The 14956-nt window shown below is 65.5% G+C and carries 14 protein-coding genes; 5 read left to right on the top strand and 9 right to left on the bottom strand.

The annotated features are described in order from the left end of the window. Window positions 1-139: 139 nt before the first annotated feature. Complete coding sequence (locus tag G369_RS36380; RefSeq protein ID WP_167333979.1) at window positions 140-1045, bottom strand: LysR family transcriptional regulator; 906 nt, start codon at window positions 1043-1045, stop codon at window positions 140-142. A 93-nt stretch (window positions 1046-1138) separates the two neighbouring features. On the opposite strand from G369_RS36380, the gene G369_RS0126975 reads away from it, so the two are divergent. Together G369_RS0126975 and G369_RS0126970 are read left to right on the top strand one after the other, a co-directional pair. Beyond that, complete coding sequence (locus tag G369_RS0126975; RefSeq protein ID WP_019657180.1) at window positions 1139-2128, top strand: amidohydrolase family protein; 990 nt, start codon at window positions 1139-1141, stop codon at window positions 2126-2128. Next, window positions 2125-3102, top strand: a complete 978-nt coding sequence (locus G369_RS0126970; RefSeq protein WP_019657179.1) for a Bug family tripartite tricarboxylate transporter substrate binding protein — start codon at window positions 2125-2127, stop codon at window positions 3100-3102. The genes G369_RS0126975 and G369_RS0126970 overlap by 4 nt, the downstream gene beginning before the upstream one ends. Before the next feature lie 5 nt (window positions 3103-3107). Here the strand turns inward: G369_RS0126970 and bdcA are convergent, their stop codons facing one another. Beyond that, a complete protein-coding gene (gene bdcA, locus G369_RS0126965; protein ID WP_019657178.1) occupies window positions 3108-3827 on the bottom strand; it encodes an SDR family oxidoreductase in 720 nt (239 codons plus the stop codon). A gap of 126 nt (window positions 3828-3953) precedes the next feature. On the opposite strand from bdcA, the gene G369_RS0126960 reads away from it, so the two are divergent. The 3 genes from G369_RS0126960 (at window position 3954) to G369_RS0126950 (ending at window position 7017) form a co-directional block, all read left to right on the top strand. Beyond that, window positions 3954-4487, top strand: coding sequence for a TetR/AcrR family transcriptional regulator (locus G369_RS0126960; RefSeq protein ID WP_019657177.1), 534 nt, complete (start codon window positions 3954-3956; stop codon window positions 4485-4487). Between the two features lie 609 nt (window positions 4488-5096). Further along, window positions 5097-6092, top strand: a complete 996-nt coding sequence (locus G369_RS0126955) for a Bug family tripartite tricarboxylate transporter substrate binding protein (RefSeq protein WP_020723285.1) — start codon at window positions 5097-5099, stop codon at window positions 6090-6092. A 7-nt stretch (window positions 6093-6099) separates the two neighbouring features. Continuing rightward, window positions 6100-7017, top strand: a complete 918-nt coding sequence (locus G369_RS0126950; RefSeq protein WP_019657175.1) for an MBL fold metallo-hydrolase — start codon at window positions 6100-6102, stop codon at window positions 7015-7017. A 206-nt stretch (window positions 7018-7223) separates the two neighbouring features. Here the strand turns inward: G369_RS0126950 and G369_RS0126945 are convergent, their stop codons facing one another. The 7 genes from G369_RS0126945 to G369_RS37240 all read right to left on the bottom strand — a co-directional run bounded on the left by G369_RS0126945 (window position 7224) and on the right by G369_RS37240 (window position 14715). Beyond that, window positions 7224-9239 carry a hybrid sensor histidine kinase/response regulator gene (locus tag G369_RS0126945; RefSeq protein ID WP_019657174.1) on the bottom strand — a complete coding sequence of 672 codons (2016 nt, stop codon included), beginning with the start codon at window positions 9237-9239 and terminating at the stop codon, window positions 7224-7226. Then, the gene (locus G369_RS0126940; RefSeq protein ID WP_019657173.1) at window positions 9236-10108 is read right to left on the bottom strand and encodes a sensor histidine kinase; all 873 of its coding nucleotides are present in this window, start codon (window positions 10106-10108) and stop codon (window positions 9236-9238) included. Before G369_RS0126940 ends, G369_RS0126945 begins: the two co-directional genes overlap by 4 nt. Before the next feature lie 3 nt (window positions 10109-10111). Continuing rightward, on the bottom strand, window positions 10112-11131 hold the full coding sequence (locus G369_RS0126935; protein ID WP_019657172.1) for an ATP-binding protein: 1020 nt from the start codon (window positions 11129-11131) through the stop codon (window positions 10112-10114). Continuing rightward, window positions 11122-11526, bottom strand: a complete 405-nt coding sequence (locus G369_RS0126930; RefSeq protein ID WP_019657171.1) for an anti-sigma regulatory factor — start codon at window positions 11524-11526, stop codon at window positions 11122-11124. Before G369_RS0126930 ends, G369_RS0126935 begins: the two co-directional genes overlap by 10 nt. Then, a complete protein-coding gene (locus tag G369_RS0126925) occupies window positions 11516-11890 on the bottom strand; it encodes an STAS domain-containing protein (RefSeq protein ID WP_020723284.1) in 375 nt (124 codons plus the stop codon). Before G369_RS0126925 ends, G369_RS0126930 begins: the two co-directional genes overlap by 11 nt. A 20-nt stretch (window positions 11891-11910) precedes the next feature. Beyond that, window positions 11911-12759, bottom strand: a complete 849-nt coding sequence (locus tag G369_RS0126920) for an STAS domain-containing protein (RefSeq protein ID WP_019657169.1) — start codon at window positions 12757-12759, stop codon at window positions 11911-11913. Between the two features lie 480 nt (window positions 12760-13239). Next, on the bottom strand, window positions 13240-14715 hold the full coding sequence (locus G369_RS37240; RefSeq protein ID WP_019657168.1) for an NHL repeat-containing protein: 1476 nt from the start codon (window positions 14713-14715) through the stop codon (window positions 13240-13242). Window positions 14716-14956 lie beyond the last annotated feature (241 nt).

Below are 14956 nucleotides of genomic sequence, written 5' to 3'. Positions count from 1 at the left end.
ATCGACCCACCACCTCCTCAATTCCTGGAAGCCCCACAAGCAACCGTCTTATCCTCAATCGCTTTTCGATGAATGTCTCGCCTCACATCTCTCACGGGATGTTGCGGCATTGGAAACTGCATCGACGGCCGAGGGCTCGTTAGCCATCGAGTGGCGCGCGCTTCATGGTCTCGCGGCAGTGGCTCAAGAACTTGAGTGCCACAGGTGTGGGCGATCGGTCCACTGCAAAAACCGCCGACATGTCCCGCCTGACGATCGGTGCGCCGATCCGGCGCGCGTCCAGGTCTGGGAACATGCCCATGCCTGCGATCTGCGAAGGGGCGATGGTGTGCGCCAATCCGATGCGCGCCATCGCCAGCGCTGTGGTCAGCAGGCTGACCTCATGCGAGATCTTCAGAGAGATGCCGGCTTCGCGGGCCGTGTCATCGATCAGCGCGCGTATGCCATAGCCCGGTTGGATCAGCACCAGCGGAAGGTTCTGGATGGATTTCCAGGTCGGCGACGGACCCGCAGGACTTCCAGGAACTCTGCGTGACACGAGGCAAAGCTGGTCGCTCAGCAGCCGGTGCTGGCGCAGGTCCTTCTCTTCGGCTCCAACGTAGCCAAGTCCAAGGTCGGCCTGTCCCGAGACCATCGTCATCACGAAGCGAGACGGCGGAACGTCGAGGATGTCGACCTCCACATCCGGATGGTGCCGAAGGAACTCTTGGAGCAGCCCGGGCAACAACGTCTGGGCGATGGTCGGGGTGACTGCGATGCCAAGCCGCGCAGCGGGGTCGGATCCGCTGCGGAACATGCCCACGGCCAGCCTCGCATCACGCAGCATTCGCTCGGCAATGGGCAACAGGTCCAGTGCGGCCTTCGTCGGCAGCATCGAGCGCGTGGTGCGATCGAACAGTGCGGCACCGATCGAATGTTCCAGTTCCCGCAATGCAATGCTGGCGGCGGATTGCGTCATACCGAGGCTGGCAGCCGCAGCCGCGATCTTCTTTCGTTGAAAGATGCCGACAAAGACCTCGAGCTGGCGAAGCTTGACCCGATTCATGAATTTCATCAATAGCGATATCGAAGTTTTGAACTTTACGCATGCATGGGGCCGGGGCGTAATCGGTCTTTCCCCAGTTCATTGCAGACCACCATGCCGCTGATCGCTCTTGAAGAACACATCACAACGCCCTTGCACAAGACGAACACGTACGACGAAACAAGGCAGAAGTGGTACCGGGACCGAAGTGCTCACATCGGTCACGACATCGAAAAGGAGTTGCTTGACGTCGGCGAGAACAGACTTGCCGCAATGGACCGCAGCGGTATCTCGTTGCAGGTCTTGTCGCTGACGACCCCAGGCACGCAGGCTTTTTCTGGCCCGCTCGCTTTGGAGATCGCAATCGACGCGAACGATCGCATGGCTCGCGCAGTGGCCGAGCATCCTGACCGGTTCCGTGCTTTCGCGGCGCTTCCGACCTCGGATGTGGGTTCGAGCCAGTCAGAGTTCGAGCGAAACCTGGGCCGCGGCTTTGTGGGCGCGCTGATCAGCGGGCATACCGGCGGCCTCTTTCTCGACGACAGGAAGTTCTGGCCCCTGTTCGAGTTGGCCCAGTCCAAGGATGTGCCGATTTACATTCATCCGGGTGCACCGCATCCAGGCCTGATGGGAAGCTACTTCAACGGCTACGAAGATCTGGCGCGACCAGCATGGGGATTCGCGATGGACGCCAGCATGCACCTTCTTCGGCTGGTTTTTGCAGGCGTTTTCGACGCCTTTCCTCGACTGAAGATCATTCTGGGTCATCTCGGCGAGGGGCTGCCGTTCGGATTCGATCGCATGGTCGATCACACGCCCTACGTAGCTTCCAGGCGAGGGCTCAAGAGATCGCCTCGCGACTGCTTCCGCGAGAATCTCTACATCACGACAAGTGGTGCGTTCTCGGCCCCTGCGTTTCGTTGCGCCGTGGACATCATGGGTGAGGACAACATCATGTTCTCGGTGGACTGGCCGTATGAGTCCAACCGGGCAGGCGCAGCTTTCTTCGAGAAGCTCGAGCTGTCCGACGCCACGCGGGAAAAAATCGGCTGGTCGAACGCCGCCCGCCTCCTGCGCATCGAGCCTGCAAAGGTGAAGGCGTGAGAAGACGTCACTTCCTTGCCCTTGCAACGTCGCCGCTTGCGGCCGCCCTGCACGGCGCGGCGGCGGCGGCGAAATATCCCGACAAGCCAATCACCATCGTGGTCCCCTTCCCGCCTGGAGGCGCCAACGACCTGATTGCACGATCGCTCGCTCAGGCGATGGGACCACTGCTGCACGGAACCCTGGTTGTCGACAACCGTTCCGGCGGTGCGGCCGGGTCGGTGGGCGCCCAGATGGTCGCCGGTGCAACTCCGGACGGCTACACCCTGCTGCTGGGCAACACCGCTTCTCTGGCCATCAACTCGAGCATCTATCCATCATTGCGATACCAGCCGATGCGAGACTTCGAGCCGATCACCATTCTCGGCCTTTCGTCGCTCGTACTGGTCGTCAACTCCAAAGTCCCGGCACGCAATTTGGCGGACTTCGTCGAATTGCTCAAAGCCGCGCCCGGCACATACACCTACGCATCAGCCGGCGCAGGCAGCCCGCTGCATCTCGCCGGAGAGATCTTCAAGCAGCGGACAGGGACGGAGTGGCTGCATGTGCCGTACCGCGGCACGGCCCCCGCATACTCGGATCTGCTGGGTGGCCGAGTGAGCGCGATGTTCGACAACACCACGACAGCATTGCCTCATGTGCAATCGGGGGCATTGCGGCCCCTGGCCGTGACCGGGCGAAAGCGCAGCGCGCTTTTTCCGGAAGTCCCCACGCTCGCGGAAGCGGGTATCGCGAACCTGGAAATTCCGGTCTGGTTCGGCCTCGTGGCGCCTCGTGCGACGCCTCCTGCCGTGATCGACCAACTCTACCGGGCGGCTATGGGCGCGGTTCGAGCGGAAGAGATGAAACAGCGCTTGAAGGACCTGGATATCGAACCGTTCGCAGCCGGTCCGAAGGAAGCGCGGGACTTCATCGCTTCGGAAAACCGCAAATGGAAGGAGGTGGTCGAGGCGTCCGGCATCAGACTCAATTGACGAGGTCAAGCTCCGAACGCACCATCGATCGTGTGCATCGCTCCGGTGACAAAGCCGGCCTCCGGACCTGCCAGCCAGGCCACCATCCCTGCCACCTCCTCCGGACGTCCATGGCGCTTGATGGCCATGAAGCTGTGCATCAGGTCCTTCATCGGTCCGTCTTCTGGGTTCGCGTCCGTGTCGATCGGGCCGGGCTGCACGATATTGATCGTGATGCCGCGAGGGCCGAAGTCGCGAGCCAATCCCCGCGCCATGCCCTGCAGCGCAGACTTGCTGAGCGCATAGGAAGCCATTCCCGGCACCGGCATGCGGTCGCCGTTCACCGAGCCGATCACGATGATGCGACCGCCCTGCGGCATCTTGCGCGCCGCCTCCACCGCAGCGTGGTAAGGCGATTGGACGTTGATCCGGAACAGACGGTCGACGGCGTCCGGGTCCTGCTCCAGCGCATCGCCGAAGATGGCCACGCCCGCATTCACCACCAGCACATCGAGCGGCCCGCTGTCGCGGACCCGGGCGATCACCGCGTCACGGTCGGAACTGTCGGTCTGAAACGCGATCGCGCCCGTTTCCTCGGCCACGAGCTTCGCTGCATCCGGCGAGCCCGAATAGGTGAAGGTGACTCTGGCACCTTCCGACGCGAAGCGCCGAGCGATCGCGGCGCCGATTCCCCGGCTGCCGCCAAGCACCAGGACGGATTTGCCCTTGAACACTGACATGGTCATTCCTTGTGATTAATGTAATCTTGATTACATAATCAACCACCAGGCCTGTCAACGATTTTTGTAATGGTTACTACGAAACAATCTCGCCCAAGGGGTCGGCCGCGCCGCTTCGACCCCGAGGAGGCATTGGCGACTGCCCAACAGCTGTTCCATGCGAAGGGCTACGACGCGTTGAGCGTGGTGGATATCACCACGGCACTCGGCATCAATCCGCCCAGTTTCTACGCGGCCTATGGAAGCAAGGCGGGGTTGTATGCGCGCATCCTGGACCACTATGCCGAGACGGGGGCCATCCCGCTGCAAAGGATCCTCCGGCCGGACAGGCCGTCGGCGGAGTCGCTGGCGGAATTGTTGGTAGAGGCTGCCAAGGCTTACGCCGGCAACCCTGCAACTTCGGGTTGCCTGGTGCTGGAGGGGACACGCAGCAACGATCCGGATGCACGAGCGGCAGCTTGCGTTTTCCACGTCGCGGCGCAAGAGGCGATCCGCGATTTCATCGCCAAGCGCAATCCGCGGGACGCGGACAGGCTCGCGGACTTCGTTTCCACCACCATGGCCGGCATGTCCGCGAGCGCTCGCCATGGGCAGTCGTTGGATCGCCTGCTGGCCACCGCACGCATCGCAGCGACGGCGCTTGCACATTGCATCCCGCCTGAATGACCGGGTGCACGGCAGCAGCCGTCCATGCGTCTTCGTTGACCGGCGATGCCTGCCTCCGACGCTCGAAAAAGCTCGGCCCGAACGTCTCAGCGAATGCGTACCTCGATCTCGATCAGGTGTAGACCAGCTCGAGGCATTTCCAGAGCGCGTTGCGTCGATTCACCTTGCAGTGAGAGCACGGGTGCACAGGTTCGCTGCGCCATCGGGTCTGCATCCGTTGGACGAGCGGCTTCTGACTTTCGAGAACGAGCCGCGTCTGCCAATTCCGCGGCACGTGCTTCTGAGAGGCATAGAGGACGAGGCAACGACTGTTCCGCAATCCATGCCCATGCCTCATTCCAGGCACGCTGGCGCTCCCACCCGCCTTCGCTGCCAACGAATTCAGAAGGCCGACTTCTAAGTCGATGAATATTTCCCGTTTGTTGTGACGCGGGGCCTCGCCTCTAATCGCGCCATGCCCAGCGCCACCGTCTCCCATGTATCCGTGGAGCTAGCTGTCGATACCGCCGCAACCAGGAACGCAGGCGCCTGGCGCCGGCGGCACGAGGTCCTGGCGCAGCATCACCCCGCGGCGGCGGTTCCCACTGGGCGCGACGAATGAGGTCCGACATGAACAAACAGCTTCTCACCAAGATTTTCACCTGCCGCGCCGCGGCGATATCACTGGCAGGCCTCGCGGTGCTGACCACATCCGCCGCCGCGGCGGGCTGGCCGACCGACAAACCTATTCGGGTCGTGGTCCCGTACAGCGCGGGCGGCTCCGGCGACGTGGCGTTCCGGACGATCCAGCCCTACCTCGAGAAAGCCTTGGGCACCACCTTCTACGTCGACAACAAGTCCGGCGCATCGGGGAACATCGGTGCGACCGAAGTGGCGCGTGCTCCCGCCGACGGCTATACGCTGCTGCTGGGAGCGACAAACAACTACGTGATGAACCAATTCCTCTTCAGGATGAGTTTCGACCCCCTGAAGGACCTCGCGCCCATCACGATGGTCGTCAACTCGCCCCTGGTTGTCATGGTCAACCCCGCGCTGCCCGTCAAGACATTCGCGGAATTCACTGCGTACGCGAAGCAGAACCCTGACAAGGTGAACTTCGGCTCGCCAGGTCCGGGGACGGCACCGCACCTGGGTGGCGTACTCTTCTCCTCCCGCACCGGCGCACCGCTGACGCATGTGCCGTATCGCGGCGCCTCGCCCGCCGTACAGGGGGTGGTGGCCGGCGACATCCAGGCCATGTTCGTGACGGCCGACTCCACGTCTGGCTACGTGCTCAACGGTCGCCTGCGCGCGTTGGCCATCATGGGCCCGACGCGTTTGGCGCCACTGCCCGACACGCCTTCCGTGACCGAGCTCGGTATGCCGGACCTCAAGGTGGGCAACTGGTGGGGCCTTTCCGCACCGGCGAAAACCGATCCGACGATCATCAAAAAGCTGGCCGCGGCGATCCAGGGCGCGCTGCGCCAGCCGGCGGTCATCGAGCAACTGGCCAAGCTCGGGACGACCACGGTCGGCAACAGCCCTACGGACTTCGCGGCCCAGCTCGCGCGCGAAGCGACGGTCTGGCGCACGGCCATCGAGGCAGCGAAGATCAAGCTGGAGTGAGTGCGACATGCAGAACGACATCGCGGCCCTCGCCCTCGACCTCGGCGGCGTCCGAGTGACGCGGGTGGAGGAGGCGTCTGACCCCATACTGCGCCCGGCCGAGATCTTCCCGGACTCGACGCCTGAAATCATCCAGGCAAACCTGGACTGGCTGTCGCCGCGCTTCTACGATGCCGAATCGGACCGGCTGGTCATCACCATCCAGTCGTTCCTACTGCAGTCCGGCGGCCTCAACATCCTGGTGGACACCTGCGTGGGCGACTGCAAGCAGCGATTGCGTCCGGATTTCGACAACAAGCGATGGCAATGGCTCGACCGCCTCGCCGCCGCCGGTGTGCAGCCGCAGGACGTGCACTTCGCGGTATCGACGCACCTGCACGTCGATCATGTCGGATGGCACACGCAGCGTGTGGGGGATGAATGGAAGCGCACGTTCCCCAATGCGCGCTACCTGTTCACGCATCCCGAGTGGGAATACTGGCGAAACAACGAAGGACACCCCGCACTTGTGCGGACTGGCGACTACATCGGCGATTCGGTGTGGCCCCTGTTCCATGCGGGGCAGGCAGACCTGGTCGCCATGGACCACGAGATCGCTCCCGGCATCGCGCTCGTGCCCCTGCCTGGTCACACGCCGGGCCATGTGGGTGTGTCCGTCAGTGGCAGCCATCGTGAAGTGCTGTTGACCGCCGACCTGTTTCATCACCCGCTGCAGTGCTGTTATCCGCACTGGAACACCCGCTTCTGCCTGGACCCGGAGCATTCGCGCGCGACGCGCCTGCGCATGATGGCGCACCTGGCCGAGACGGGATTGCTGGTCCTGCCCGCGCACTTCCCGGCGCCGACTGCCGGTGTGCTGCGGAAGCTGACCCCGGGCGAGGATGCCGTGCATCCGGACCACGTCTACCGCTTCGACTTCCGGTGACAGGTGTCGCGGGCGCGCCTCGGTAAGACCCACTTCACAACCGGCATCTGATTCAGGCCTGGCCGGGGAGGATCGGGGCGTCTCCAACGCGAACGCAGCCACGCGGCGAAGCGTCGCATCGGCTCCCGCGGCGCTGCCAAGGTGTGCGGTGACGCGATGCACGGGCGAGCGCTTGATGCGTAGGATGGGGCTCGCGCGGCGCGGCGTCAACCTTCCGTCGGCGCCGCCGGGCGGTTGCGGATCAGTGCAAGCAGTGCGTGAGGCTGCAGCGGTTTTCCGAGGTGGGCATCGAAGCCGGCCTCCGTGGCCCTGGCATGGTCCTGCGGCCGCGTGAAGGCAGTGTGCGCCACGCAGAACAGCCGCGGCCTGCCCCGCGTGCGTTCGCGCTGACGCACCTCGCGGATCAGTTCGTAGCCGTCGCGTCCCGGCAGCCCGATGTCGCTGATCAGCACGTCGGGCCACTTCTGCTCGAAGAGGTGCAGCGCTGCGTCGTAGTCGACGCCCAGGCGCACGGTGGCGCCGGCATCGGACAGCACGACCGTCATGATCTCGCTCGCATCGGCGTTGTCCTCGACCAGCAGCACGTCGAGTCCGGCCAGCATGCGGTCGGTGGCCGGCGAGGACGGCTGCACCGCCGATGCGTGGCGTGCATCGTCGGCATCGGTCAGCGCGAGCGGCGCATCGCCTGCAGGCACCACACCGAGCACCACGCGCAACGTGGTCCCGTGCCCTTCGCCCGCACTGTGCGCCGCCACGCTGCCGCCGTGCAGCTCGGCCAGGTTCTTGACGATCGACAGGCCAAGGCCCAACCCGCCGTGGAAGCGGTTGTCGGGCGAATCGCTCTGTGAGAAGCGGTCGAAGAGGTGCGGCAGGAAGTCGGGCCCGATACCGCGTCCGAAGTCCTGCACGGTCAGATCGAGCAGGTCGCCCTCGCGGTGCAGCGCGACGAGGATGTGCCCTTCCTCCGCGGAGAACTTGATGGCGTTCGACAGCAGGTTCCACACGATCTGCTGGAAGCGCGTGGCGTCGAGCCAGGCGGGCGGGTCGGCGTCGCCTTGGTCGAAGACGATGTTCAGCCGCTTCGCCGCAGCCGGCACGGCCAGCGCGTCGATGGCCGCGCTCACCAGGGCGCGCGGCTCGTTCCACTCGCGGTGCAGCCGCAGCTTGCCGGAGCTGATGCGCGATACGTCGAGGATGTCGGCGATGAGACGGGTCTGCGCCTTCACGCTGCGGTCGATGGCGGTCAGGCCCTTTTCCATCTGCTCCGGCGTGCGGTTGCCCACCTTGAGCAGATGCACCCAGCCGCTGATGGCGTTGAGCGGGTTGCGAAGCTCATGTGACAGCACGGCGACGAAATCGTCCTTGGTGCGATTCAGGCGCTCGGCGGCGGCGCGCGCCGCCTGCTCGCGCTCCAGCACCTCGCGCCGACGTGCCTCGAGCTCGAAGCGCTCTGACACGTCGAGCGCGATGCCGACGCGCAGGCCCGGCTCGATGTGCGCCGACATGGTCCATTCGAGCCGTATCCAGGAGCCATCCTGCCGCAGCAGCGGGAACTCGCCCTTCCATGACGACGCCGACGGCTGCGTGCCGGAGGTCTGGCTCCGCACGAAGGCAGTCCATTCGTCGGGGGCGAACGCGCTCACCGACTGGCCGATCAGCGCGTCCCGCGACTGGCCAAGCATGGCCACCATGGCGGGATTCACGTCGGCAAAGCGGCCTTCGGCATCGATCAGCGCGATGCCGGTGGGCGCGTGGTCGTAGATGGCGCGAAAGCGCGCTTCACTGTTGCGCTGCTGTTCCTCGGCCATGCGCGCGCGGATCAGCGCCTGCAGCGTGGCGATGAGCACCGGCGGCTCGACCGGATGGACCAGATAGGCGTCAGCGCCGGCGTTGAGGCCGGCGACCTTGTCCTCATTGCGCACGAAAGCGGCCGACAGGTGCACCACGGGTAGCGTTGCGGTCTCGGGTTTCAGGCGCAGTTCGTGGCACACCTCGAAGCCGCTGAAGTCGGGCAGGTGCACGTCGAGAACGACGGCCGAGACCTGGCGGCCCGCGAGCGCCAGCGCTTCGCCGCCGGTACCGGCCTCCAAGGTCTCGAAGCCCGCCGCGCGGATCACGCGCGCGGTCGTGTAGCGCGTCGTGGGGTTGTCGTCCACGACGAGCACGGTGTGGCGCGACCGGTCGATCGTCGTGCTGATCAGAGGTTCGGGCGGCATGCTCATTCCGGCCCGGCTGCCCCCCGCGGCGGCAGCAGCACGGGCACCGTCACGGAGAACACCGAACCCTTGCCCAGTTCGCTCTCCAGCTCCACGCTCCCGCCCAGCAGCGCAGCGAGCTGGCGGCTCAGCGACAGGCCCAGGCCCGTGCCGCGCAGGCGCTTCTGCACGGGCGAGTCGACCTGCGAGAAGTCGTCGAACACGGCTGCGTGGTGTTCGGGCGCGATGCCGATGCCGGTGTCCGACACCGAAAACCTCACCGCGTGCTCGCCACTGCGAGTGGCGGTCACACGGATCTCGCCATGCGGCGTGAACTTGAGCGCGTTGGAAACGAAATTTCGCAGGATCTGCGACAGCTTGCGGTCGTCCGTGTAGAGCTTGGGCAGCCCTTCGGGCTCCTCGAAGATCAACGTGGTGGACGGGTTGTTCAGCACCGGGCGGAACATGCCGCGCAGCGCAGAGAACAAGTCGACCATCTCGAACCAGGCCGGCGAGATCTCGACGCGACCCGCCTCGATCTTGGCCAGGTCGAGCAGGTCATCGACCATGTCGGCCAGTTCGGCGGCCGTGGTGTCGACGAAGCCGACCTGCTTTTCCTGCTCGGGCGTGAGCGGGCCGTCCACGCGGTCGCTGAGCAGCCGGGCAATGCTGCGGATGGCGCTGATCGGCGTGCGGAATTCGTGGCTCATGTAGGCCAGGAAACGGCTCTTGAGTTCGGTGGCCTTCTTGAGCTGCTCGGCTTGGGCATCGAGTTCGGCATACAGCGCGACCACGCCGCGATTCGTTTCCTCGAGTTCCGCGCGCAGCTCCTCCACCTCGCGACGGCTTGCGGCCAGCGCGTCTTCCCGGTCGGTTGCGGCGACGGGACTGTTCATCGGTTATTCCTTTCGGCGGATCACAACGACGGTCGCGTCGTCGCGGTGCCGCGTATGGTCGCGCAAAAGCACGGCGGCCACCAGCGTGGGATCACGCTGCAGCAGCGGGCGAATGCGGTCGACTGTCCATCGGGTCTCGATGCCGTCGCTGTGCAGCACCACGAGCGCGTGGTCGGGCAGCTCCAGCGAGGCGAGCTCGGGCTTTCGGATCCGCATGCCAGCGGTGCCGTGCTGCGTGACGATCGATTTGTCGAACACGCCCGAGAGCACACGGCCTGCGATGTTGCCGGCCCCGCTGTAGCTGACGCTCGAGTCAGCCGCATCGATGCGCACCGCGCACACCGCCGCGCCGCGCGTGGTCTGCAGTTCGTGGTGCACTCGCTGCACCGTCTCGCACACGTCGCCTGCCGGTGCTCGGGCAAATGCGCCGATGGCGGCTTCCGCGGCCTTGGCCGCTTCGGGCCCATGGCCCAGACCGTCAGCCAGCAACACCGTCGCCTGGTCGCCATCCAGCGCGCAGGCCCAGCCATCTCCGCTCACCGTTTCGTAGGGCGCCGGCAGACAGATCGCGCCAATCGTGAACGCCGAAGCGGGAAGCTCGGCGGCATTCTTCATGCGCACCCGCGCCACCCCGACCGTACCGCCCGGCGTCGACGAATGGAGGTCGAACTCGTCGGCCAGCCGGCTCACCGCACCCAGCCCGGTGCCGGGCGTGCTGCCGGAAGAATGGCCGTCGCGCATGGCCAGTGCCAAGTCGGGAATGCCGGGGCCTGCGTCGATGGCCACCACCTCGACCTCGAGCGACTGCGGCCGGGCGGCGATCAGCAGCTGTCCGCCCTGCGCATGGCGCTGAAGGTTGGTGCCGAGTTCGGTCACCACCAGTGCGAGCCGGCCTGCATCGACCTCGTCCCAGCCCATTTCGGCCGCGGCGCGCGCCGCATGCCGGCGCGCCTCGCCGACGCGGCTGGCGTCATCGATCGCGAAGGCCTTGTGGGTCCAGCCCGTGACGGTGGCTACTTCCACTTGGTGATGCTCACTCGGGTGCCCGCGCCGGGGGCCGACGAAATCTCGAACTCGTTCACGAGCCGCTTGCTGCCCGGCAGGCCCAGGCCCATGCCGCTGCCGCTGGTCCAGCCGTCCGTGAGCGCCAGCGCGATGTCGGCGATGCCGGGGCCCTCGTCCTCGAAGTGCAGCACCAGGCCGCGTCGCCCGTTGCGTTCCGCGAACTCCCAGCGCATGCGCCCGCCGCCGCCGTGGATCAGCGTGTTGCGCGACAGCTCGCTGGCGGCCGTGATCATCTTGGTCTGGTCGACCAGCGACAGCTTGATGTCCTGGCACAGCGCGCGCACCATCTGCCGGCTCGCGACGATGTTCTGCTCGTCCAGCAGTGGCAGCGTGCCTGTCGGTTCAACGGCCAAGGACGTTCTCCTGGCGGGCGCGCCGCAGCAGCTCCATGCCGCGCTCGACATTGAGCGCGGTCTGCACGCCTTCGAGCGAGAGCCCGAGTTCGACCAGCGTGATGGCCACCGCGGGCTGCATGCCCACTACCACCGTGGTGGCCGAGAGGATGCGGGCAATGCCCGAGATGCTGGTGAGCATGCGGCCGACAAAGGAGTCGACGATCTCGAGTGCCGAGATGTCGATCATCACGCCCGAGGCGCCCGTGGTGGCGATCCGGTTGGCCAGGTCGTCCTGCAGCGTGAGAGCGGTCTGGTCCTGCATGTCGACCTGGATGGTCACCAGCAGCGTGTCGCCCATGCGGAGAATGGGAATGCGGTCCATGGCTTGGCTTGCCTTGGCCGTCACTGGCCGTCGCGCGAGATGCGCCAGCCGGTCTGCTGCAGCGCCATAGCAAGCGCATCGGCCAGCGTAGCCTTGGTGCGCACGCCCTGCAGGTCGATGCCCAGGTGCACGATGGTCTGCGCGATCTGCGGGCGGATGCCGCTGATGATGCAGTCGGCGCCCATGAGCCGGATGGCCGTGACCGTCTTCAGCAGGTGCTGCGCCACCAGCGTGTCGACCGTCGGCACACCGGTGATGTCGACGATCGCGAGCGCGGAGCCGGTCTCGACGATCTTCTGCAGCAGGGCTTCCATGACCATCTGAGTGCGACCGCTGTCGAGCACGCCGATCATCGGCACTGCGAGCACGCCGTCCCATAGCTTGACGACCGGAGTGGAAAGCTCGAGCAGTTCTTCCTGCTGGCGGCGGATGATCTCCTCGCGCGCAAGCTGGTAGGTGCCGACCGTGTGCTGCGCCAGCGTGTCGACGGTGGTCGACAGCGCCCACATCGCGCTGCTCATGGCGGCCGGGTCGCTGCCGAGGCGGCGCTGGATCGATTCGAACAACGGTTTCTTCAGTGACAAGACGAACACGCTCGTATCCGCCGCGGATTGGCCCTTGGCCGCTCGGGTGCGCGAGAGATTGGCCATCGTCTCGCGCAGCGAGGCCCATGCCGGCGCGTCGAAACGCGCCGGATCGGCGCCAGCCTGCAGGCCGGCGCCGAGCTGTCGCAGGATGTCGGCTGCCTCGGCCTGCGCGCTGCGACGCGCGGCGGGGTCGCTCACGCGAGCCTCGTCGAGCCAGCTCTCGACAACTCGACCGCTTTCTTCATGCAGCGTGGCCAGCAGCGTCTGATAGTCGTTGCTCATTGGGTTCCTCTTCGGTTTTTGGAGTCGTTCATGTGAAACGACGATCATGTGCGTATGAGCGTGCGGCGCTTACTGTCACGTGCTGTTTCACGCAGAAGATCGTACCTGCGCCAACCCTTGCGCTAACGCACCATGCAAATGCCATACATCGCTTCTTGATGTAGGCCGGCTCCGACAATCAAGTGCCTCTCGCTCCTGCCGCGCAGGTTCTCTCGCACGGCCAGGAAGCCGATCTGCCTTCACAGGTTATCGAGCTGGATTTCCGGGCCGAGAACGGCCGTTTTGATACCTCTTCAGATACCCCAAACCTGTGTCCGATCGAGGCATGTGTCGTCGCCCCATCTGACTGAAGAAGTCTCTTCGAAGCAGAACGCAGAAAGCCGGACACCTTCGGCTGTGCCCGGCTTGGTAGCAGGTCCCCGCCGCCAGGATCCCCAATTGAGATGGGGTTCACTTGGCGGCTTCATCGCACCGACAGCGTCAGTGCGTACGCGTGACCCTGCGGATCATGTTGTTCGAGCGATCCGCGATGTACACGTCGCCCTTGCGGTCGACGGCCACGCCCATCGGCTCGTTGAATCGGGCATCGCTGCCGCTGCCGTCGACATAGGCACCGCTTGCGCTGAGGCCGGCCAGAGTCGTCACGCGACCGGCCGGAGAGATCTTGCGCACGCTGTTGCTGAGCAGTTCCGTCACGTACACGTTGCCGCCCTCGTCCGTCGCAACGCCGATCGGCAGGTTGAATGAAGCCGCCGTGCCCGTGCCGTCGACGGAAGCGGGGGTCCCGCTGCCTGCGAACGTCGACACGTCGCCCGCGGGCGTGATCATGCGAACCACGTTGTTGTTCTGGTCGCCGACGTAGAGGTTGCCGGCGGCATCGATCGCGAGCCCTGTGGGGTAGTGGAACTGCGCGCCGGTGCCGTTGGCGTTCAAGAATCCCGGCGTGCCGGTGCCGGCGAAGGTCGAGACCGCGCCAGCGGGGGTGATCTTGCGGATCAGATGGTTGCCCTGGTCCGCGACGAAGAGATTGCCGCTGGCGTCGACCACGATGCCCCAGGGATACTGGAACTGCGCGCCGGCCCCAGTGCCGTCGAGGTTCCCGCCGACGGTGCTGCCCGCAAAGACGCTCACGACGCCCTGGGGCGTGACCTTGCGGATCATGTTGTTCTCGTAGTCCGCCACATAGATCGTGCCGTTGGAGTCGACCACCACGCCCCTGGGATTCTTGAAGCTTGCAGCCGTGCCGGTGCCGTCGTCATGCCCCCCGTTCAGCAGCGAGGAGTCGCCCGCCAGCGTGGAGACGACGCCTTCGGGCGTGATCGCGCGGATCGTGTTGTTGCCGCTGTCCGCGACGAACATCGCGCCGTCGGGACCGAACGCCAGGCCATAAGGACTGTAGAAGCCTGCTGCCAGGCGAGCCCCATCCTGCACGCCGCGCGCGATGCTGCCCGCGAACACGTCGACCTTCGCCGAAGCCGCGACCCAGTCGCCGCACACGATGGCGACAGAAACGACATCCGCGCTCGCGGTGCCCGCCTGGCCGTTGAGCAAACAGACTTCGCCGAACGGGTGGCGCGCAACATCCACGTTGTAGGCAGCGCCGGATGCCAGGTACGTGGCGAACTTGAAGGTTGTGGCGCCGCTGGCCACGGACAGCAGGTCGCCACCGTTGTTCTGCAGCACGAAGCCGTCGGCATCCAGGCCCGAGATGGTCCCGCCGATCGTGAAGCGCGCGGCCGAGCCACTGTTGCTGCTGTCGGTTCCAGAAGGATTGCCGCTGCCGTTGCTGCCGTTCGAAGGAACGCTGCTGTTGCTGTTGGCGCCGGTGTTCCCGCCAGCGCCGACACCCGCGAAGAAGGAGCCTCCCCCATTGCCACCACCGCCGCATGCGGAGAGCAGCAGCAGCGCTGCAGCGCCGACCGCCGCGAGCGGCCTGCAGTAAGTCCGATTGGTCACTTGTCTTTTCCTATATTGGTTGCGAGAGCCCCGCCCGCGGCGGCTGGCACTGCCCATCCACCGATGGGACGGGGCGAAACGGCGGCGCATCCGCGTTGGCGGACGCGTCGATGGACGGCTCGCCGAATGCTGGACGCCCACGTGTTCACATATCGGTCACAAATAGGAAAACTTTAGGATTCAATCGAGACGTGCCTGGCGAGCGCGGCGGTAACCGGCCAGTCACCTCGACCGCCGTCGC

Source organism: Variovorax atrisoli 110B (assembly GCF_000382045.1).
GTDB lineage: Bacteria > Pseudomonadota > Gammaproteobacteria > Burkholderiales > Burkholderiaceae_C > Variovorax > Variovorax atrisoli.
This window is presented reverse-complemented; position numbering and strand designations above follow the sequence as displayed.